General features: G+C 63.2%; 17 protein-coding genes. 10 read left to right on the top strand and 7 right to left on the bottom strand.

Features of this window, described 5'->3' with window-relative positions:
* The first annotated feature begins 496 nt into the window (after positions 1–496).
* The 6 genes from H281_RS0124080 to proC all read left to right on the top strand — a co-directional run bounded on the left by H281_RS0124080 (position 497) and on the right by proC (position 7700).
* A complete protein-coding gene (locus H281_RS0124080; RefSeq protein ID WP_020069694.1) occupies positions 497–1912 on the top strand; it encodes an FAD-linked oxidase C-terminal domain-containing protein in 1416 nt (471 codons plus the stop codon).
* Between the two features lie 139 nt (positions 1913–2051).
* Complete coding sequence (locus H281_RS0124075; protein WP_020069693.1) at positions 2052–3545, top strand: FAD-linked oxidase C-terminal domain-containing protein; 1494 nt, start codon at positions 2052–2054, stop codon at positions 3543–3545.
* Positions 3546–3681: 136 nt separating this feature from the next.
* The gene (gene glcE / locus H281_RS0124070; RefSeq protein ID WP_020069692.1) at positions 3682–4770 is read left to right on the top strand and encodes a glycolate oxidase subunit GlcE; all 1089 of its coding nucleotides are present in this window, start codon (positions 3682–3684) and stop codon (positions 4768–4770) included.
* Positions 4771–4777: 7 nt separating this feature from the next.
* Positions 4778–6004 (top strand): glycolate oxidase subunit GlcF, encoded by a 1227-nt coding sequence (gene glcF, locus H281_RS0124065; RefSeq protein ID WP_020069691.1) that lies wholly within the window; start codon positions 4778–4780, stop codon positions 6002–6004.
* A gap of 37 nt (positions 6005–6041) precedes the next feature.
* Positions 6042–6740 (top strand): YggS family pyridoxal phosphate-dependent enzyme, encoded by a 699-nt coding sequence (locus tag H281_RS0124060; RefSeq protein ID WP_020069690.1) that lies wholly within the window; start codon positions 6042–6044, stop codon positions 6738–6740.
* 144 nt (positions 6741–6884) lie between these two features.
* Positions 6885–7700: a pyrroline-5-carboxylate reductase gene (proC, locus tag H281_RS0124050; protein WP_020069688.1), complete on the top strand. Its 816-nt coding sequence runs from the start codon at positions 6885–6887 to the stop codon at positions 7698–7700.
* Positions 7701–7836: 136 nt separating this feature from the next.
* Here proC and ubiA read toward each other — a convergent pair whose 3' ends face one another.
* The 7 genes from ubiA to recG all read right to left on the bottom strand — a co-directional run bounded on the left by ubiA (position 7837) and on the right by recG (position 15360).
* The gene (gene ubiA / locus H281_RS0124045; RefSeq protein WP_020069687.1) at positions 7837–8700 is read right to left on the bottom strand and encodes a 4-hydroxybenzoate octaprenyltransferase; all 864 of its coding nucleotides are present in this window, start codon (positions 8698–8700) and stop codon (positions 7837–7839) included.
* Positions 8701–8991: 291 nt separating this feature from the next.
* The gene (locus tag H281_RS0124040; protein ID WP_006047907.1) at positions 8992–9480 is read right to left on the bottom strand and encodes a Dps family protein; all 489 of its coding nucleotides are present in this window, start codon (positions 9478–9480) and stop codon (positions 8992–8994) included.
* Positions 9481–9754: 274 nt separating this feature from the next.
* The gene (locus H281_RS36965) at positions 9755–9916 is read right to left on the bottom strand and encodes a hypothetical protein (protein WP_020069686.1); all 162 of its coding nucleotides are present in this window, start codon (positions 9914–9916) and stop codon (positions 9755–9757) included.
* 77 nt (positions 9917–9993) lie between these two features.
* Positions 9994–11448 carry a catalase gene (locus H281_RS0124030; RefSeq protein ID WP_020069685.1) on the bottom strand — a complete coding sequence of 485 codons (1455 nt, stop codon included), beginning with the start codon at positions 11446–11448 and terminating at the stop codon, positions 9994–9996.
* An 81-nt stretch (positions 11449–11529) separates the two neighbouring features.
* Complete coding sequence (locus tag H281_RS36960; protein ID WP_020069684.1) at positions 11530–11667, bottom strand: hypothetical protein; 138 nt, start codon at positions 11665–11667, stop codon at positions 11530–11532.
* Between the two features lie 195 nt (positions 11668–11862).
* Positions 11863–12822 (bottom strand): LysR substrate-binding domain-containing protein, encoded by a 960-nt coding sequence (locus tag H281_RS0124020; RefSeq protein WP_020069683.1) that lies wholly within the window; start codon positions 12820–12822, stop codon positions 11863–11865.
* Between the two features lie 147 nt (positions 12823–12969).
* On the bottom strand, positions 12970–15360 hold the full coding sequence (recG, locus tag H281_RS0124015) for an ATP-dependent DNA helicase RecG (protein WP_020069682.1): 2391 nt from the start codon (positions 15358–15360) through the stop codon (positions 12970–12972).
* Positions 15361–15527: 167 nt separating this feature from the next.
* On the opposite strand from recG, the gene queA reads away from it, so the two are divergent.
* The 4 genes from queA (at position 15528) to secD (ending at position 20595) form a co-directional block, all read left to right on the top strand.
* Positions 15528–16595 carry a tRNA preQ1(34) S-adenosylmethionine ribosyltransferase-isomerase QueA gene (queA, locus tag H281_RS0124010; protein WP_020069681.1) on the top strand — a complete coding sequence of 356 codons (1068 nt, stop codon included), beginning with the start codon at positions 15528–15530 and terminating at the stop codon, positions 16593–16595.
* Between the two features lie 103 nt (positions 16596–16698).
* Positions 16699–17889 (top strand): tRNA guanosine(34) transglycosylase Tgt, encoded by a 1191-nt coding sequence (tgt, locus tag H281_RS0124005; protein WP_020069680.1) that lies wholly within the window; start codon positions 16699–16701, stop codon positions 17887–17889.
* Positions 17890–18087: 198 nt separating this feature from the next.
* Positions 18088–18417 (top strand): preprotein translocase subunit YajC, encoded by a 330-nt coding sequence (yajC, locus tag H281_RS0124000; RefSeq protein WP_020069679.1) that lies wholly within the window; start codon positions 18088–18090, stop codon positions 18415–18417.
* Positions 18418–18534: 117 nt separating this feature from the next.
* Positions 18535–20595, top strand: coding sequence for a protein translocase subunit SecD (gene secD, locus H281_RS0123995; protein WP_027804893.1), 2061 nt, complete (start codon positions 18535–18537; stop codon positions 20593–20595).
* The last annotated feature ends 17 nt before the right edge of the window (positions 20596–20612 follow it).

Raw genomic sequence — 20612 nt, 5'->3', positions numbered from 1 at the left:
CGTTCAATGATGAAGCCCGCGTCGATAGCGCACCGGTCGCCGACTGCAGTCCCGGTTTCTTGCACTGTGGCGGCGGCAGACCGGTTACCGCATCATCTGCCGCGTTATCTATGTCTTCTCACCGCGTTAACCATGTTGCGCGGAGCCACTAGCCGCCGCCATTATAGGAGCGTTAGCCGGCGCGAAACCCCAGAAGCAACCGAAGCGGCCCACCCCGGCAGAAAGCGATCGGCGTAAAATGAAGTGCCTGCTGCAAAAAGCAGCTTCGCCTGACAACTACTAACAAACCTTTTCATGCGGCTGACCGGCGTAAGTGCTGAAGCACTAACGTGAATGCACGTTATTGATGGGACCGGCGTAAGTGCTGAAGCACTAACGTGAATACACATTATTGATGGGACCGGCGTAAGTGCTGAAGCACTAACGTGAATACACATTATTGATGGGACCGGCGTAAGTGCTGAAGCACTAACGCCGGTCGACACAGGAGACATGCGTGAATCATTCCGTTTCGCCGGCCACGCTGCGCCGGCCATTCCCTGCCGAATTGCTGAGCGCGCTCACCAACGCCTTCGGTGAGCGCGTGTCGATCGCGCAAGCCGTACGCGAACACCACGGCCGCGACGAATCGCCGTTCGATCCCCAACTGCCCGACGCCGTCGTCTTCGCACGCAACACCGAAGACGTGCAGACCGCCGTCAAGTTGTGCGGCCAGTACAACGTACCGATCATTCCGTACGGCAACGGCTCGTCGCTGGAAGGGCATCTGCTTGCGGTGCAGGGCGGCGTGTCGATCGATCTGTCGGAAATGAACCGCGTGCTGTCCATCAACGCCGAAGACCTCACGGTCACCGTCGAGCCGGGTATTTCGCGCAAGCAGTTGAACGAAGCGCTACGCGACACCGGCCTCTTTTTCCCGATCGATCCGGGCGCGGACGCGAGCATCGGCGGCATGTCGGCCACGCGTGCGTCAGGTACCAACGCCGTGCGCTACGGCACGATGCGCGAGAACGTACTCGGGCTCACCGTGGTGCTGGCCGACGGCCGCGTGATCAAGACGGGCACGCGGGCGCGCAAATCGTCCGCAGGCTACGACCTCACGCGTCTGTTCGTCGGTTCGGAAGGCACGCTCGGCGTGATCACCGAAGTCACCGTGCGCCTTTATCCGCAGCCGGAGGCCGTGTCCGCCGCGGTCTGCGCATTTCCGTCGATGGGCGATGCGGTTCGCGCCGTCATCGAAACAATTCAGATCGGCGTACCGATTGCGCGCGTGGAATTCGTCGACGCGCTTGCGATCCGCTCGATTAACCGGCATTCGAATCTCACGCTGCGCGAGGCGCCCACACTGTTCTTCGAATTCCACGGCACCGAGGCCGGCGTCAAGGAACAAGCCGAACTCGTGCAGGAACTCGCCGCGCAGAACGGCGGCGAAGGATTCGAATGGGCGACCCGTCCAGAAGACCGCAGCCGTCTGTGGAACGCGCGTCACAATGCCTATTTCGCCATGCTGCAACTGAAGCCCGGTTGCCGCGCCGTCACGACCGACGTCTGCGTGCCGATCTCGCGACTTGCCGAATGCGTCGTCGAAACGGAGCAGGACTTGAAGGCGTCGCCGCTGCCCTGCCCGATTGTCGGCCATGTCGGCGACGGCAATTTCCACGTCGCGATCCTGATCGATCCGAACAAGCCGGAAGAACTCGCGGAAGCCGAGCGGTTGAACCATCGCATCGTGCAGCGCGCGCTGCGCATGGACGGCACCTGCACCGGCGAGCACGGAGTCGGTCTGCACAAGATGGGTTTTCTGCTGGAAGAACATGGCGACGTTGCGGTAGACACCATGCGCTCTATCAAACACGCGCTCGATCCGCACAATCTGATGAACCCCGGCAAGATTTTTAGCTGGGCCGCATGACGCGTCGTTTCAAGGCGCGTTGCCGCGAACGATTGGGCAGGACTGAACGCGGCTGAGCGTTATCAAGCCGCGGCGGCCGCAAACGGGCCGCCACGCAAGCGCCGGATAGCGCTGGGTGAAACAGGAGGAGACGACTCACATGAATGCACCCGCCGAACTGTCAGCAGAGGTTCTCGCCCAGCGCCAGCGCGAAGTCGTGCAGGCGCTGATGGCGGTGTTGCCAAACCACTGTCTGCTATATCGCGACGAAGATACCGTCGCGTACGACTGCGACGGCCTCGCCGCCTATCGTCGTCTGCCGCTCGCCGTCGCGTTGCCCGAGACGGAGTCGCAAGTGCAGCGCATCGTGCAGATCTGCCATCGTCTCGGGGTGCCCATCGTGCCGCGCGGCGCCGGCACGGGCCTGTCCGGCGGTGCGATGCCGATTCGCCACGGCGTGGTGGTATCGCTCGCACGCTTCCGGAAGATCATCGAGGTGGACTCTTACGCGCGAACCGCCACGGTGCAACCCGGCGTGCGCAATCTGTCGATTTCCGAAGCCGCTGCGCCGTATGGTTTGTACTACGCGCCGGACCCGTCGTCGCAGATCGCCTGCACGATCGGCGGCAACGTGTCGGAGAACTCGGGCGGCGTGCATTGCCTCAAGTACGGCCTCACCGTGCACAACGTGCTGCGCGTGCGGGCCGTGACAATGGAAGGCGAAATCGTCGAGTTCGGCTCGCTCGCGCCCGACGCGCCCGGCCTCGATCTGCTTGCGGTGCTGATCGGCAGCGAAGGCATGTTCGCGATCGTCACCGAGGTCACCGTCAAGCTGATCCCAAAACCGCAAACGGCGCAGGTCATCATGGCCAGCTTCGACGACGTCGTAAAAGGCGGCGATGCGGTCGCCGGCATCGTTGCCGCGGGCATCATTCCGGCCGGCCTCGAGATGATGGACAAGCCGGCCACGCGCGCGGTCGAGGAATTCGTCCACGCGGGCTACGATCTCGACGCAGCGGCAATCTTGCTGTGCGAATCCGACGGCACGCCCGAGGAAGTCGCCGACGAAATCGTCCGCATGACCGCGGTGCTGCGCGAGCACGGCGCAACCCGTATCCAGATTTCGCGCACGGAAAACGAGCGGCTGCGCTTCTGGTCCGGTCGCAAAAACGCGTTTCCGGCTGCGGGCCGGATTTCGCCGGACTACTACTGCATGGACGGAACCGTGCCGCGCCGCAGTATCGGACCGCTGCTTTCGCGCATCGAGGAGATGGAGAAGAAGTACGCGCTGCGCTGCATCAACGTCTTTCATGCGGGCGACGGCAACATGCATCCTCTGATTCTCTTTAACGGCAACGACCAGGATGAATGGCACAGAGCCGAGGCGTTCGGCTGCGACATCCTGGAAGCATGCGTCGAACTGGGCGGCACGGTGACGGGCGAGCACGGCGTCGGCATCGAGAAGATCAACTCGATGTGCGTGCAATTCTCGCCGGAAGAGCGCGATGCATTTCACGCGGTCAAGCGCGCCTTCGATCCACCGGGTCTGCTGAACCCGGACAAGGGTATCCCCACGCGAGCGCGGTGCGCGGAGTACGGCAAGATGCATGTGCGCGGCGGTCTGTTGCCGCATCCGGAGCTACCGCGCTTCTAACACCACGCAATACGCATAGCCCGCCGCGGCGGCGTTTGCCGCCATCCCACCCTGATTACCCGATGCGGGTCCGCTCCGGGTTGTCAGCGAGCCCCCGCCCGGTACAATCGATCGAAACATAACGAAGCAGGGCATCATGGAAGAGGACGACATCGTCGCCATGTGGTCGGAACGCGTGCGTTCCGCCAGCGCCGCAGGCCGCGCGTTGCGCGTTCGCGGCGGCGGTACAAAAGACTGGTATGGTCAGACGCTGGAAGGCGAGATCCTCGACACGCGCGCTTATCGCGGCATCATCGCTTACGACCCGGCGGAGCTGGTCATCACCGCGCGCGCCGGCACGCCGTTGCTCGAAATCGAAGCCGCGCTCGCCGAACACCATCAGATGCTCGCTTTCGAGCCGCCGCACTTCGGACCGCAAGCCACCTTCGGCGGCTGCATCGCTGCGGGCATCGCCGGCCCGCGCCGTCCGTCGGCCGGTGCGGCGCGCGACTTCGTACTAGGTGCGGTCGTCATGAACGGCCAGGGACAAGCGCTGCATTTCGGCGGCCAGGTGGTGAAAAACGTCGCCGGCTATGACGTCTCGCGCTTGATGGCGGGCTCGCTCGGCACGCTGGGGCTCATCCTCGAACTCTCGGTGAAGGTGCTGCCGCAGCCCCAAGCTGAAGCCACGCTCAAGTTCGACGTGAACGGCACCGACGCTGTCCGTAAGCTCAACGAATGGGGCGGCCGCCCATTGCCGATCACCGCGAGCGCGTGGCGTCACGGCACGCTTGCCGTGCGTCTCGCGGGCGCAGAGAGCGCGGTCAAGTCGGCGCGTGCGTCGCTGGGCGGCGAGGTTGTCGATGCTGTCGAGGCAGAACGCTTCTGGGCAGGCCTGCGCGAGCAGACCGACACATTCTTCGCCGCAATTCCGCCGAAAGCCGCGCTGTGGCGGCTCGCGCTGCCGTCCATCACCGAGCCGCTTCAATTGCCCGGTGCTCAATTAATGGAATGGGGCGGCGCGCAGCGCTGGTGGATCACGGACACCGATGCGCAAACCGTGCGCATCAGCGCGAAGCAAGCCGGCGGTCACGCGACCATCTTCCGCACCGGCCACGGCTATGACCGCGGAGCCGGGGTGTTCACACCGCTGCCCGCGCCGCTGATGAAAATCCATCGCGGCCTGAAAACCGCTTTCGACCCGGCCCGCATCTTCAATCGCGGCCGTCTCTACCCCGACTTCTGAGCGCGCGATGCAAACCAATCTCGCGGACTTCATTCGCAACACGCCCGACGGCGACGAAGCCGACGCCATTCTGCGCAATTGCGTTCACTGCGGCTTTTGCACGGCCACGTGCCCGACTTATCAACTGCTCGGCGACGAACTCGACGGCCCGCGCGGCCGCATCTATCTGATCAAGCAGATGGTGGAAGGCGCCGAAGTCACGCGTAGCACGCAGGTTCACCTCGACCGCTGCCTTACTTGCCGCAATTGCGAATCGACCTGCCCGTCCGGCGTGCAGTACGGCAAGCTGGTAGAGATTGGCCGCAAGATCACCGAGAAAAAAGTGACGCGTCCGCTCGGTCAGCGTCTTACGCGCCGCTTCCTTGCGAGCTTCGTGCCGAACAGCGCGCTATTCACGCCGGCCATGCGTCTCGGCCAGCATTTCCGGGCGCTGCTGCCGCGAAAATTGCGCGACAAGGTGCCCGCGCGACAGCGTCCGCTCGAGTGGCCGACCGCAAGACACACGCGCAAGATGCTGATGCTCGCGGGCTGCGTGCAACCTTCGATGATGCCCAACGTCAACGTCGCCACCGCGCGCGTGCTCGATGCGCTCGGTGTGGAAACGCTCGTCGCGCCCGACGCCGGCTGCTGCGGTGCCGTGCGCCTGCACCTCGGCTATAACGACGAAGCGCTCGTGGACATGCGCGCGAATATCGACGCATGGTGGCCGTATGTCGAACAGGGCGTCGAGGCGATCGTGATGAACGCATCGGGCTGCGGCGCGACCGTCAAGGAATACGCGCATCTGTTGCGCCATGACCCGGCGTATGCGGAGAAAGCGCGCCGCATCGTCGAATTGACACGCGACATTGCCGAGATCCTGCCGGACTTCGAGGAACAACTCGCGTCGATCACGCGCCGCCGCGCGATCCACACGGTCGCGTTTCATCCGCCCTGCACGTTGCAGCACGGACAGCAGGTGCGCGGCACAGTGGAACATCTGCTGACGCGACTCGGCGTCGAAGTGCGCCTGCCCGCCGACAACCACCTTTGCTGCGGTTCCGCCGGCACTTACTCGCTCACGCAGCCGAGGCTCTCGTATGCGTTGCGCGATCAGAAGCTCGAGCGACTGCACGCGCAGGAGCCGCAAATGATCGTGTCCGCGAATGTGGGCTGTATTTCTCACCTGCAGAGCGGCACGTCCACACCGGTCGCGCACTGGATCGAACTGGTGGAGCACATGCTGTCCGTATAATCGGGGCATCGACTTCCGTCCGTTCCCCGTTCGCTCCATGCCAGATCTGATTCATAACCTCGAAGCGGTTAAGCAGCGCATCGCAATGGCCGCACACGTGGCCGGGCGCGACGCGCGTTCCATCGCGCTTCTCGCGGTCTCGAAAACTTTCCCCGCCGAAGACGTGCGCGCGGCGCACGCCGCCGGTCAACGCGCATTCGGTGAAAACTACGTGCAGGAAGCCCTCACGAAGGTCGAAGCGCTCGCCGATTTGCGCGGCTCGCTCGAATGGCATTTCATCGGGCCGTTGCAGTCGAACAAGACACGTCCGGTGGCCGAGCAGTTCAACTGGGTGCATTCGGTCGATCGCCTGAAGATCGCGCAGCGGCTTTCCGAACAGCGGCCCGATAACCTACCGGCGCTGAATGTCTGCCTGCAGGTCAACATTAGCGGCGAGAGCTCGAAAAGCGGCGTGAGCGTCGAGGAAGCCGCCGAAGTCGCCCGGGAAATCGCCACGCTGCCCAAGCTGAAGTTGCGCGGCCTGATGGCAATTCCCGAACCGGTGGGGAGCATCGACGAACAGCGCGTGCCGCATCGCCGGTTGCGCGAACTGTTCGAGCGTTTGCGCGAAGAAGGTCTCGCGCTCGATACGCTTTCGATCGGCATGTCGGGCGACCTGGAGGCTGCTGTGCTCGAAGGCGCGACCATCGTGCGGGTGGGCACCGCCATTTTCGGTGCGCGCGATTACTCGAACTAGCGGCTGCAAACGTGGTTGCAAGCGCGGCTGCAAGCGCGGCTGCAAGCGCGGCTGCAAGCGCGGCTGCAAGCGCAGTTTCAACTGCGGCTGCAAGCTCATTTGTAAGCGCGAACTCATACGCTCAATCAAACCTTCCGGACCATCATGAAAATTGCTTTTATCGGCGGCGGCAACATGGCTGCGGCGTTGATCGGCGGCCTTATCAAGCGTGGCGTCGCGCCCACCGATCTCTATGCGATCGACCCTAACGAAGACGCGCGCAAGCGTAACGAAGAACAGTTTGGTATCAATACCGGCGCCGCCGCCGACGCGGCGCTCACTGCGTATGACGCCGTCGTGCTCGCGGTGAAGCCGCAAATTCTGAAGAGCGTTGCCGAATCGCTCGCGCCGCATCTCAAGGCGTCGCAACTGGCAATCAGCATTGTCGCCGGCATTCGCATGGACGACATGTCGCGCTGGCTGAACGGCCATACGCGGATCGTGCGCGTCATGCCGAATACGCCGGCGTTGATCGGCATGGGCGTCGCCGGATTAGCCGCAACCGCGAGTGTCGACGAAGCGGGCCGCGCGCTTGCATCGCAAGTGCTAGGCGCCGTCGGCGAAACGGTATGGTTCGACGACGAAGCGAAAATCGACGCCGTCACCGCCATTTCGGGAAGCGGCCCGGCCTACGTCTTCTATTTCATCGAAGCGCTGCAGGAAGCCGCGCGTCAGCTCGGCATGAATGAAGCGCAAGGCCGCGCGCTCGCCGTGGCGACCTTCACGGGAGCCGCGCAACTTGCAGCCAATTCGGACGAGCCGCCGAGCCTGTTGCGCGAACGCGTGACGTCGAAGGGCGGCACGACTGCGGCAGCGCTTGCCTCGTTTGACGCAAGCGGCGTGAAGGAAGCAATCGTTCGCGGCGCGCTCGCCGCCGACGCACGTGCGAAAGAAATGGGCGACGAGTTCGGTAAGCAATAAGCGCGGCTATCGCTGGTTACTGTCTATCGCTTACTGCCTGCTGCAATGGGATAGGCCGTGCGACGCGGAGTCTGTTCAACCCACTCCGCGTCCAGCGAAAAACGACATGCGGCCAATGGACAGGCCGCACCAAAACTCAGAACGACGCCACCGCATAATGCGCGGCAATGCCCACGAACAACGCGCCGCCCAGCCAGTTGTTGTGCCGGAACGCCGCGAAGCACGCCATCCGGTCACGGTTGCGAATGAGCGTGTAGTGATAGACCGCGCAGCCCGCCGCAGCAACCCAGCCTAACCAGTACAGAACGCCGAAACCCAGCATCACGCCGATGCCGACGTAGATTCCAAGCGTCACCGCATAGCAGAGCATGATCGCGGCCACGTCGAAGCGGCCAAAAGTGAGCGCCGAAGTACGGATGCCGATTTTGATGTCGTCGTCGCGATCGACCATTGCATATTCGGTGTCGTAAGCGACCGACCAGAACACGTTCGCCAGCAGCATGACCCAGGCGAGCATCGGCACGTGGTTCTGCACGGCGGCGAACGCCATCGGAATGCCGAATCCGAATGCGATACCCAGGTACGCCTGCGGAATCGCGAAGAAACGCTTGGTGAACGGATACGAGCCGGCAACGAACAGCGCGGCCACCGACAACTCTTTCGTCAACGCATTGAGCGGCAGAATCAGCAGAAAAGCCAGCAAGGACAAACCGGCGGCGAGCGCGACCGCTTCCCATGCTTTGACCTTGCCTGAGGTGATCGGACGATTTTCGGTGCGCTTTACGTAGCGGTCGAAATCGCGATCGGCGTAGTCGTTGATCGCACATCCCGCCGAGCGCATCAGCACGGTACCGACCGTGAAGATGACGAGAAGCGGCCACGACGGACGACCGTCGGACGCGATCCACAGCGCGTTGAGCGTCGGCCACAGCAGCAGCAGACTGCCGATAGGCTTGTCCATACGCACAAGGCGCAGATAGAGCGGAAGTCGGGCGAACATGGCGGACTCTGTAAAAGCGGGCGGAATGCGGAAACAGTGCCGACATTTTACGGGATGCAGCCGGCGTCCAGCGTCGTGCGGCCCGCGCGGTGAACGCTCATGCCGCAACTGCGGTTGCGAAAGCGGCGTCGGAAAAGACAAAGCCTCCCGCGAGGGAGGCTTTGACCGGCTGTATCTGAGTGCGTCTGGACGTTTTCGCCTGTGCCGCCGGCCGATTCCGGTTCCTGGAACCGGAATCAGATCGTGCTCCGGCCGGCGACGGACCGGCAAACGAACGGCCGCAGCGCGAAATCAGGCCAGCATCGAGCGCAACATCCACGCGGTCTTTTCGTGCGTCTGCATGCGCTGCGTCAGCAGGTCGGCGGTCGGCTCGTCGTTCGCGGCTTCCGTCGACGGGAAAATTGCGCGCGCGGTACGCACCACCGCTTCCTGACCTTCCACCAGCTGGCGGATCATTTCCTCTGCAGCCGGCACGCCGTCCGCTTCGGGAATGGACGACAGCTTCGCGAAATCCTTGTAGCTGCCCGGCGCATGCACGCCAAGCGCACGAATCCGTTCAGCGATCGAATCGACGGCGAGTGCCAGTTCGTTGTATTGCGTTTCAAACATCAGATGCAGCGTGTTGAACATCGGACCCGTCACGTTCCAGTGGAAGTTGTGGGTCTTCAGGTACAGCGTATAGGTGTCAGCGAGCAAACGCGACAGACCTTCCGCAATCTTCTTGCGGTCCTTGTCGCTGATTCCAATATTGACGTGTTGTACAGCTTCTTTTTTGGCCATGATGACTCCTTTGAAGAGTGATACGAACCGGTGGCAAAGTAACGGCGTGCTATGGACTGACTGACGACGAAGCCGGTAGAACGGGCGCTCGACAGTTTATCGTAGAAAAGTGCCTGACTCGTGTGACGCGTGGTCACTACGGCGCGCACTAGCGGGCGCGCGGTGTTGCGCAACTGGCAACGGTGGCCCGCCCTGCCCCGCCCTACCCGCCCTTCACACATTGCTACGCGCCCACACGCGCCCGCTGTTGCATGTCGCTGCCTGCCATCGCCCGCTACCCGCCCACTGCATGCTGCAGCACCTGCGCCGCGATAACCGCGAGCCCGCTCGTCACAATCGCGAAACCCACGGCTCTGCGCAATCCCAGCGCGTAGTGCAACTGCGCGCGATGAGCGGTTCGTGATTTGCCCGCAGTGGCTTTCATCATCTCGATCATCAGCGTGCTCCTCGGTTAGCGCCGTTCACTCCGTTCACCCATCGCGGGACCCCATTGCGTCCCGCTCGTGCTGCCTGTTACTTCTTGCCGCCTTCCGCGAGTTCTGCCATCGCGGCGATCACGCCTTCGGCATAAGCGGGATCGATGCGGCGGAAATGTTCAACCGCGCGCGCAACGATGTCTTGCGGTACGCCGTTGATGTGACGCGCGATGTTGCCGAACAACCGCTCGCGTTGAGCCGCGTCAAAGAGCGCAAACAGCATGCCCGGCTGCGTGTAGTAGTCGTCGTCCGCGCGATGATCGTAGCGGTCGACCGCACCTGCTGCGAGTGCGGGCTCCAATGCGTTGGTGTCCTGCGCGAAGTCGCCGAAGCGATTCGGCTCGTAGTTCACGTTGCCGCCGAGGTTGCCGTCCGTACGCATTGCCCCGTCGCGATGGAACGAGTGCGGGTTCGGCACGCGCGACGCATTCACCGGAATCTGGTGGTGATTGATGCCGAGACGATAGCGCTGCGTGTCGCCGTACGAGAAGAGACGCCCCTGCAACAGCCGGTCCGGCGAGAACCCGATGCCTGGCACCACATTGGCCGGCGTGAACGCTGCCTGCTCCACATCCGAGAAATAGTTGGCCGCGTTGCGGTTCAACTCGATCATGCCAACGTCGATCAGCGGATAGTCTTTCTGCGACCACACCTTCGTGATGTCGAACGGATTGAAGCGATACGCTGCGGCTTCCGCCTCCGGCATCACCTGGATCGCAAAGCGCCATTTGGGGAAGTTGCCCGCGTCGATGTTGCCCACCAGATCGCGCTGCGCACTTTCACGGTCTTGCGCGACCACTTGCGACGCTTCGCCATCGGTGAAATTTTCAATGCCTTGCTGCGATTTGAAGTGGAACTTCACCCAGAAACGCTCGTTGTTCGCGTTGATGAACGAGTACGTGTGCGAACCGAACCCGTGCATCTGACGGTAGTTTTTCGGAATGCCGCGGTCGCTCATCAGGATCGTGACCTGATGCATCGACTCCGGATGGCGCGTCCAGAAATCCCACGCGGCGATGTTGCTGCGCAGGTTGGTGTACGGGTCACGCTTTTGCGTGTGGATGAAGTCCGGAAACTTCAACGGATCGCGAATGAAGAACACCGGCGTGTTGTTGCCCACCACGTCCCAGTTGCCTTCTTCGGTGTAGAACTTGATCGAGAAGCCGCGCACGTCGCGTTCCGCATCGGCCGCGCCGCGTTCGCCCGCGACCGTCGAAAACCGCATGAACAGCGGCGTTTCCTTGCCCACTTCGGCGAACACTTTGGCCTTCGTGTAGCGCGAAATATCGTGGGTCACCTTCAGCGTGCCGAACGCGCCCGAGCCCTTTGCATGAACGCGGCGCTCGGGAATCACTTCGCGGTCGAAGTGAGCGAGTTTTTCGATCAGCCATACGTCTTGCAGGACGACCGGGCCGCGCACGCCGGCTGTCATCGAGTTCTGGTTATCTGCGACGGGCGCGCCGGCGGCATTGGTGAGCTTCTGTTCTGACATGCGGAACTCCTGGATGGTTTTCGTTGGAAAGGAATGTGGGGAGAAGCGCGGCAAAGCAATGCCGAAGGCTTATGCGAACAATCAGGCCGACAGAGCGCGGTCGACGAGGAGAGAAAGCGCGACCGTGCGCATACCGAGCAAGGCGGCGGCAAAACCGGTGTTGGCGCCGGCTGCGTTGGCGGCGAATGTCTGAGTTTGCGGCGAGTCTGATTGAGTCATGGTGTTCTCCGGGCCTTGGGGATCTTGCGATCCATGGAAAACACTATATCAATACTATTGGAAACGCGTGTTTTATAAATTTAATCTATCCAATAGGCGCACCCCGGCGCACCGCGGCGAAGATTGGCGCGCCGCAGCCAGGCGAAGCGGGGGCTGCGGCGAGAAGCCGTCAGCGCCCGTGCGCCTTGCCGCCGTTCAGTTCACGGCGACCGGCAAATCCAGCTTTTTGACGCCCGGCAGGTCGCAGGCGCTGATTGCGTCGCAAATTGCGTCGATGGCAGGCATCCGTGTAAAACTCTTTCGCCACGCGAGCACGACGCGGCGGTCGGGCACCGGTTCGCCGAACGGGACATACGACAAAAGCCCCGAGTCGATGCCGCCCGCGTGCGGCTTGACCTCGTGCACGGACATGCGCGGCAACACGGTGATGCCCACGCCGCTTGCGACCATGTGGCGAATTGTTTCCAGCGACGATCCTTCGAACGTCTTCTGGATGCCGTCGGCGTTCTGCGAGAAACGCATCAATTCCGGACAAACACCCAGCACATGATCGCGGAAGCAATGGCCGCTGCCGAGCAGCAGCATGGTTTCCTGCTTGAGATCGTCGGCGTCGATCTTCTGACGGTTTTCCCACGCGTGACCCGACGGCAGCGCGACGACGAACGGCTCGTCGTAGAGCGGACGCAGCATCAGTCCGGTTTCGGGAAACGGCAGCGCCATGATTGCAACGTCGATCTCGCCCTGCTTGAGCAGTTCGATCAGCTTCAGCGTGTAGTTTTCCTGCAGCATCAACGGCATTTGCGGAACGCGCTTGATCATCTGCTTGACGAGCGTGGGCAGCAGATACGGTCCGATCGTGTAGATCACGCCGAGGCGCAGCGGTCCGACGAGCGGATCTTTGCCCTGCTTCGCGATTTCCTTGATGGCGAGCGTCTGTTCCAGCACCCGCTGAGCTTGCGTGACGATCTGCTCACCGATCGGCGTGACGCTCACTTCACTGGTACCGCGCTCGAAAATCTGTACGTTGAGCTCGTCTTCGAGCTTCTTGATGGCCACCGACAGGGTCGGCTGGCTGACGAAACACGCTTCGGCGGCCCGGCCGAAGTGCCGTTCGCGGGCAACGGCAACGATGTACTTCAATTCGGTGAGCGTCATTGGGGGACCAATCAGTGCAGTGGATTCGATAGGTTTCAGTTATACACCCATAGGGTCGGTTCGCCAACCCGGTACGCGGGCTTTCAATATCCGCGAAACGCGCCACGGGTGCGGCACCAGGCGAAGGCCGACGGCCGGTGCGTTCGTTTATGCCTTCAGATACTGCTCGCGAGCCCCCAGCCAGCGCGCCAGATGCTGAGTGACGACATCCGGATACGTCTCCAGCAAAGCCGCAGCCGCTTCGCGCGCGGGCTCGATCAGCCATTGATCGTTCTGCAGATCGGCAAAACGAAGCATCGCCGCGCCGGATTGCCGTGCGCCGAGGAACTCGCCCGGACCACGAATTTCGAGGTCCCGGCGCGCGATTTCAAAGCCGTCCGTCGTTTCGCGCATGGTCTGCAAGCGCGCGCGCGCCGTCATCGACAACGGTCCGGTGTACAGCAGCACGCACACCGACGCCGCGCTGCCGCGTCCGACACGCCCGCGCAACTGGTGCAACTGTGCGAGGCCGAAGCGCTCGGCGTGCTCGATCACCATCAACGACGCATTAGGCACGTCGACGCCCACTTCGATCACCGTCGTCGCGACCAGCAACTGCACTTCGTTGCGCGTAAAGGCGTCCATGACAGCCGCTTTTTCAGCCGGTGCCAGCCGGCCGTGCACGAGTCCGACGTTCAGTTCAGGCAGCGCCGCGACCAGAGTTTCGTACGTCTCGACCGCGGTCTGCAGTTGCAGCGTTTCGCTTTCCTCGATCAGCGGACAGACCCAGTAGACCTGACGCCCGGTCAGCGCGGCCTCGCGCACCCGGCCGATCACTTCTTCACGGCGCGCGTCGGACACGAGCTTGGTCAGGATCGGCGTGCGCCCGGGCGGCAATTCGTCGATGGTCGATACGTCCAGATCCGCGTAGTAGGTCATGGCGAGCGTGCGCGGAATCGGCGTGGCGGACATCATCAGTTGATGCGGCTGGAAGTCGCGCGCGCCGTCGGCAGCGTTCTTCGCTTTTGCACGCAACGCGAGCCGCTGCGCGACGCCGAAACGGTGCTGTTCGTCGACGATCACGAGCCCGAGACGCGCGAATTCCACGGCGTCCTGAATGATCGCGTGCGTGCCGATCACGAGTTGGGCAGTGCCGAGCGCCGCGGCTTCGATCGCGGCGCGTTTCTCCTTGGCCTTCAGACTACCGGCGAGCCACGCGACGTTCACGCCGAGCGGCTCCAGCCAGCCGCGCAATTTGCGTGCGTGCTGTTCGGCGAGGATTTCGGTCGGCGCCATCAGCGCGGCCTGATAACCGGCGTCGATAGCCTGCGCCGCGGCCAGCGCGGCCACAATTGTCTTGCCACTGCCGACGTCGCCTTGCAAGAGCCGTTGCATCGGATGCGGCTGCGTCAGATCAAGCGCGATCTCGCCGCCGACGCGCTCCTGCGCGCGGGTCAACGAAAACGGCAACGCCTTGAGCAGACGTGCGACCAAAGCGGATTCGTCGCCCAGCTTGCGGCGCGGCATGGGCGGCGCGGAGCGCGTGCGGCGCTCTTCGTGCGCGCGCTTGAGCGACATCTGCTGCGCGAGCAATTCCTCGAATTTGATGCGCACCCATGCCGGATGCGTGCCGTCGATCAACGCGGTTTCATCGGATTGCGCGCCGGGATGATGCAGCGTGCGCACCGCGTCCATCAGCGAGGGCACGCCAAGCGGCTGCAACCATTGACGCGCGACCGCCTCGGGCAGCAGTTCCGGCAAAGACGTGCGCGACAGCGCGTTGTCGATCGACTTGCGCAAATACGCCTGCGTCACGCCGGCTGTGCTGGGGTAGACCGGCGTGAGCGCTTGCGGCAGCGGTGTGTCTTCGTCGACCACACGCACCACCGGATGCACCATCTCCATGCCGAAGAAGCCGCCGCGCACGTCGCCGCGCACGCGCAGCCGCGCGCCGATCGCCATCTGCTTGACCTGCGAACCGTAGAAGTTCAGAAAGCGCAGCACGAGTTCGTCGCCCGCGTCGTCGCGCAATTTGACGAGCAACTGCCGACGCGGACGATAGGCGATCTCGTTGTCGAACACGACGCCCTCGGTCTGCGCAATGCCGCCTGGCAGCAGGTGGCCGATCGGCGTCAACGAGGTTTCGTCTTCGTAGCGCATCGGCAGATGCAGCACCAGGTCGATGTCGCGCGTGAGGCCGAGTTTGGCGAGCTTGTCGACGGGTTTGGCGGCGGGCTTGGCGGACGATTTCGCCGATGACTTCGCCGCCGATTTCGCCGACGCCCTCGCTTTTCCAGCCGCAGCCTGCGGTGCGGGGGCGGTCATTCCGTCTGGTGTTTGCTGACGCGCTTGCTGCGATGTTCGCCGGGACGCTTCATCAGGCTCGTCACCGGATGTCTGGTCCGCTCGCTTCACAGCGCGCGCCGTCCGCCCGGGTTGCGCCGCGCCGTCGGCCTGCCCGCTTGCATCCGCCGCCGTGCCGCCTCGCGCGACCGGGGCTGCCGGTTCGGCGCTGACTTCATCGGTAGCGGAGGGCAATCGGCGGTCGGACAAAGGCATGGGCTGCTTCGCAAGTACAATATCGGCTGTCAAAAGTATCGAAGGGCGCGTCGCTATCTGGCTGGCGCGCAAGCGCGGGCTCGCGGCACGCCGTGGCGCCCCGCAATCATAGCCGCCCGGCCCGGCCTTCGGCTCAATTCAGTCTCCATTCGCTTCCAGTCGTTCGCATGTTCAAGCTTTCCGATTTCGATTTCGATCTGCCGCCTGAGCTGATCGCGCAAGTCGCACTACCCGAGCGCAGCGCCAGTCGCCTGCTTCAGGTGGACAACGCGGCACATGCCGACGGCGCCGCGCGTCTCGTCGACCGCCGCTTCGCCGAACTGCCCGAATGCATTTCGGCCGGCGACCTGCTGGTCTTCAACGATACCAAAGTCCTGAAGGCGCGCTTCCTCGGCCAGAAGGCCAGTGGCGGAAAGATCGAAGTTCTGGTCGAACGCCTCACCGGCGAGCGCACGGCGCTCGCGCAGATCCGCGCGAGCAAGAGCCCGCAGCAGGGCACGACGATTCGTCTCGCCGATGCGTTCGACGTGACCGTCGGCGAGCGCGTCGAGCCGTTCTACACGCTGCATTTCCCCGACGACTGCCTGACGCTGATCGAGCAGTTCGGGCGTTTGCCGCTGCCGCCGTACATCGAGCACGACCCCGACTCGACGGACGAAACCCGCTATCAGACCGTGTTCGCGCAAAATCCCGGCGCGGTCGCGGCGCCCACGGCGGGCCTTCACTTCGACGACGCGCTGCTCGCGCGGCTCGACACCGCGGGCGTTGAGCGAGCCACACTGACGCTGCACGTCGGCGCCGGTACGTTCCAGCCGGTGCGCGTCGAGAATCTGGCCGAGCACAAGATGCACAGCGAGTGGTATCACTTGCCGCAGTCTCTGGCCGACAGAATCGCGGCGACGAAGGCGCGCGGCAACCGCGTGATAGCAGTGGGCACGACGTCGATGCGCGCACTCGAAGCCGCCGCGCGCGACGCCGAAGCGGCCGGCCGCCCGCTTGCTGCGGCGAGCACCGAGACAGACATTTTCATCACGCCGGGCTACCGGTTTCGCGTCGTCGACCGGTTGGTAACGAACTTTCATTTGCCAAAGTCGACGCTGCTGATGCTGGTGTCGGCATTCGCGGGCGTCGAGACGATTCGTGCCGCGTATCGCCATGCGATCGAGGAGCGCTACCGCTTTTTCAGTTACGGCGACGCGATGCTGTTGACGCGGCGCGACGACCGAGCCGTCTGACGCGCCGTCCACGAGTTTGCAGTTTCCTCAGCCGCCGAACATCTTCGGCGGCGTTTCATTGTTTGCGCCGGACTGTTTTCCGGTTGCCCATGGAGTTACCTCAATGACCTCCGGTCACCACTCGCAACAGACAACCACCGAGCGCCCCGCCAACGGCCTCCACTTCGAATTGCTCGGCACCGACGGCCAGGCGCGCCGCGGCCGCGTCACGCTGAATCACGGCGTCGTCGAAACGCCGATCTTCATGCCCGTCGGCACGTACGGCACCGTGAAAGCCGTCCAGCCGCGCGAACTCGAGGAAATGCATGCGCAGATCATCCTCGGTAATACGTTTCACCTCTGGCTGCGCCCGGGCCTCGAAACGATCGGCGCGCACGGCGGCCTGCACGGTTTCATGGGCTGGAAAAAGCCGATCCTGACCGACTCCGGCGGCTTCCAGGTGTTTTCGCTCGGCGACCTGCGCAAAATCACTGAAGACGGCGTCACGTTCGCGTCGCCGATCAACGGCGACAAGCTGTTCCTGTCACCGGAAGTGTCGATGCAGATCCAGAAGGTGCTGAACTCGGACATCGTCATGCAGTTCGACGAATGCACGCCCTACGCAACGAACAACGTGCCGACTTCGCACAAGGAAGCGGCCGACTCCATGCGCATGTCGATGCGCTGGGCGCAGCGCTCGATCGACGAATTCCAGCGGCTCGGCAATCCGAACGCGCTCTTCGGTATTGTTCAGGGCGGCATGTTCGAGGACCTGCGCGACGAGTCGCTCGCGGGTCTCGCGGAGAAAGACTTCCACGGCCTCGCGATCGGCGGCTTGTCGGTCGGCGAGCCGAAAGAAGACATGATGCGCGTGCTGAATCACATCGGCCCGAAGCTGCCGGCCGACAAGCCGCACTATCTGATGGGCGTCGGCACGCCCGAAGATCTGGTGGCCGGCGTGGCTGCAGGCGTCGACATGTTCGATTGCGTAATGCCTACCCGCAACGCGCGCAACGGCTGGCTCTTCACGCGCTTCGGCGACATCAAGATCCGCAACGCCACGCACAAGAATTCGCTGCGTCCGCTCGACGAGCAATGCGGTTGTTACACGTGCCGAAATTTCACTCGCGGCTACCTGCATCATCTGCATCGCGTGGGGGAAATTCTCGGCGCGCAACTGAATACGATTCACAACCTGCACTACTACCTGGAACTGATGCAGGAAATGCGCGACGCCATCGACGCAAAAATGTTCGAGCCGTTCCGCAAGCGCTTTCACGAGAACCGCGCGCGCGGCATCGACGAGGCGCCTTGATCGCCTGGTTGTTCGGATTCGGCGGAAGAATCCGTCAGATGCTTGCGGAAAACCTTACAATCTACTTTCGCGGACGGCGAAAAACGGCTTTAAACGATTGATCCCAAAGCCGAATCGCCGCGCCGACGCGCGCAATGCCGGTGGTAGAATAACCGGCTGATTTTTTTGATTGAATTGATCTATAACGGAGAGACCAACGTGTCGTTCATTTCCAATGCCTTCGCCCAAGGCACAGCCGCAGGTGGCATCGAATCGAACTTGATGAGCTTCCTGCCGCTGATCCTGATGTTCGGCGTGCTGTACTTCATCATGATTCGCCCGCAAATGAAGCGCCAGAAAGAACATCGCAACATGCTCGCCGCCATGGCCAAGGGCGACGAAGTTGTGACGAACGGCGGCATCGTCGGCAAGGTGACCAAGGTGGGCGAGGCTTACGTCGGCGTCGAAATCTCGGAAGGCACGGAAATCACCGTGCAAAAAGCGTCGGTCACGACGATTCTCCCGAAGGGCACGATCAAGTCGCTGTAAAGGCCTGCTCTCTCGCGTCCGGCGCGGCCTCGCCGGCGATCAGGCAAGCAGACGCCGGATCGCCCGCGCTCATCGCCGGGCGCATCGCTTTCAAGCCAACCTTCCGTTGGACTACTCATGAATCGTTACCCCCTCTGGAAATATGCCGTGATGCTGGTGGCTCTCGTCATCGGCCTCGTGTACACGCTGCCCAACCTGTTCGGCGAAGCGCCGGCGGTGCAGGTGTCGAGCGGCAAGGCAACGGTCAAGCTCGACTCGACCACGCTGTCGGCAGTCGAAGCCGCGCTCGCAGCCAATCAGATCAAAGCAGACGACGTCACGTTCGACAACACGTCGGCCAACGCAAACATTCGCGTGCGCCTGCCCGACACCGACACGCAATTGCGCGTGAAAGACCTGCTGCAGAAGTCGCTGAACAGTGATCCCACCGACCCGCAGTTCATCGTGGCGCTCAACCTGCAAAGTGCGTCGCCGCGCTGGCTGACCGCATTGCACGCGCTGCCCATGTACCTCGGTCTCGACTTGCGCGGCGGTGTGCACTTCCTGCTGCAGGTCGACATGGCGGGCGCGCTGAACAAGAAGCTCGACTCCGACGCGTCCGACGCGCGCACGCTCCTGCGCGACAACAACATTCGCGACGGCGGCGTGAACCGCGTCAACCAGACGGTGGTGATCAATTTCGCCGACCAGGCCACGGCGGACAACGCAGCGAAGCAACTGAGCCGCAGTATTAGCGAGCTCCAGTGGACGTCGCAGAACAGCACTGACGGCTCCGTGCAGCTCGTCGGCACCTTCACGCCGGCTGTGCAAAGAGCCGTGCAGGACGCCGCGCTCAAGCAGAACATCACCACGTTGCATAACCGCGTGAACGAACTCGGCGTGGCCGAGCCGGTGATCCAGCAACAGGGCGCCGACCGCATCGTGGTCGAACTGCCGGGCGTGCAGGACACGGCGAAGGCGAAGGACATCATCGGCCGCACGGCAACGCTCGAAGCGCGCCTCGCCGATCCGGTCAACACGCATCCGAATCCGTCCGACCCGGTGCCCCCGGGCGACGAGCTGTTCACGCACGGCAACCAGACGCCGGTGCTGCTCAAGAAGCAGATCATTTTCACCGGCGACCGCATTATCGACGCGTCGGCGGGCTTCGACGAACATCAGCGTCCGTCCGTCAACATTCGCCTCGACTCGGCCGGCGGCCGCGCGGTGCGCAGCGTGTCGCGCGACAACATCGGCAAGCCGATGGCAATGGTGCTGTTCGAAAAAGGCAAGGGCGAAGTGCTGACGGTCGCGACCATCCAGTCGGAACTCGGCGATCGCTTCCAGATCACCGGCCAGGCCACGCCGCAAGGCGCCGCCGACCTCGCGCTGCTGCTGCGCGCCGGTTCGCTGGCCGCGCCGATGGACATCATCGAGGAACGCACGATCGGCCCGAGCCTTGGCGCCGACAACATCAAGAAGGGCTTCCACTCGGTCGTGTGGGGCTTCGCGGCGATCGCCGTCTTCATGATTGCGTACTACATGCTGTTCGGCGTGATCTCGATGATCGGCCTGTCCGTGAACCTGTTGCTGCTGATCGCGGTGCTGTCGATGCTGCAGGCCACGCTCACGTTGCCCGGCATCGCCGCAATCGCGCTCGCGCTCGGTATGGCGATCGACGCCAACGTGCTGATCAACGAACGCGTGCGTGAAGAACTGCGCAACGGCGCGCCGCCGCAACTGGCCATCCAGAACGGCTACGCGCATGCATGGGCGACGATTCTCGACTCGAACGTCACCACGCTGATCGCTGGTATCGCGCTGCTCGCATTCGGCTCAGGCCCCGTGCGCGGTTTCGCGATCGTGCACTGTATCGGCATTCTGACGTCGATGTTTTCGGCAGTGTTCTTCTCGCGCGGCATCGTCAACCTTTGGTACGGCGGCAAGAAGAAGCTGAAGTCGCTGGCAATCGGCCAGGTGTGGCGTCCGGACACGGCGCCTGCGGGCTCCGCTGCTTATCTCGGCACCGACGACGCAGCGACCGACACGGCTCAGGCCATGCGTGCCGCATCGGCCGCCGCCGTGAAGCCAAAAGCGCCGGCCGCTGCCGCGCAGTCGCGCGCGGGCAAGCCGACCGTACGCCGCCGCAATGCACAGGGCACGCCGAACACGCCGCAGAAACCGGGTTCATCCCGCTGAGTCCCGGAGAACAAGAC

Origin of the sequence: Paraburkholderia caledonica (genome assembly GCF_000383275.1) — a bacterium.
GTDB lineage: Bacteria > Pseudomonadota > Gammaproteobacteria > Burkholderiales > Burkholderiaceae > Paraburkholderia > Paraburkholderia caledonica.
Note: the sequence above shows the minus strand (reverse complement) of the source record. Positions and strands in the feature narration are given on the sequence as shown.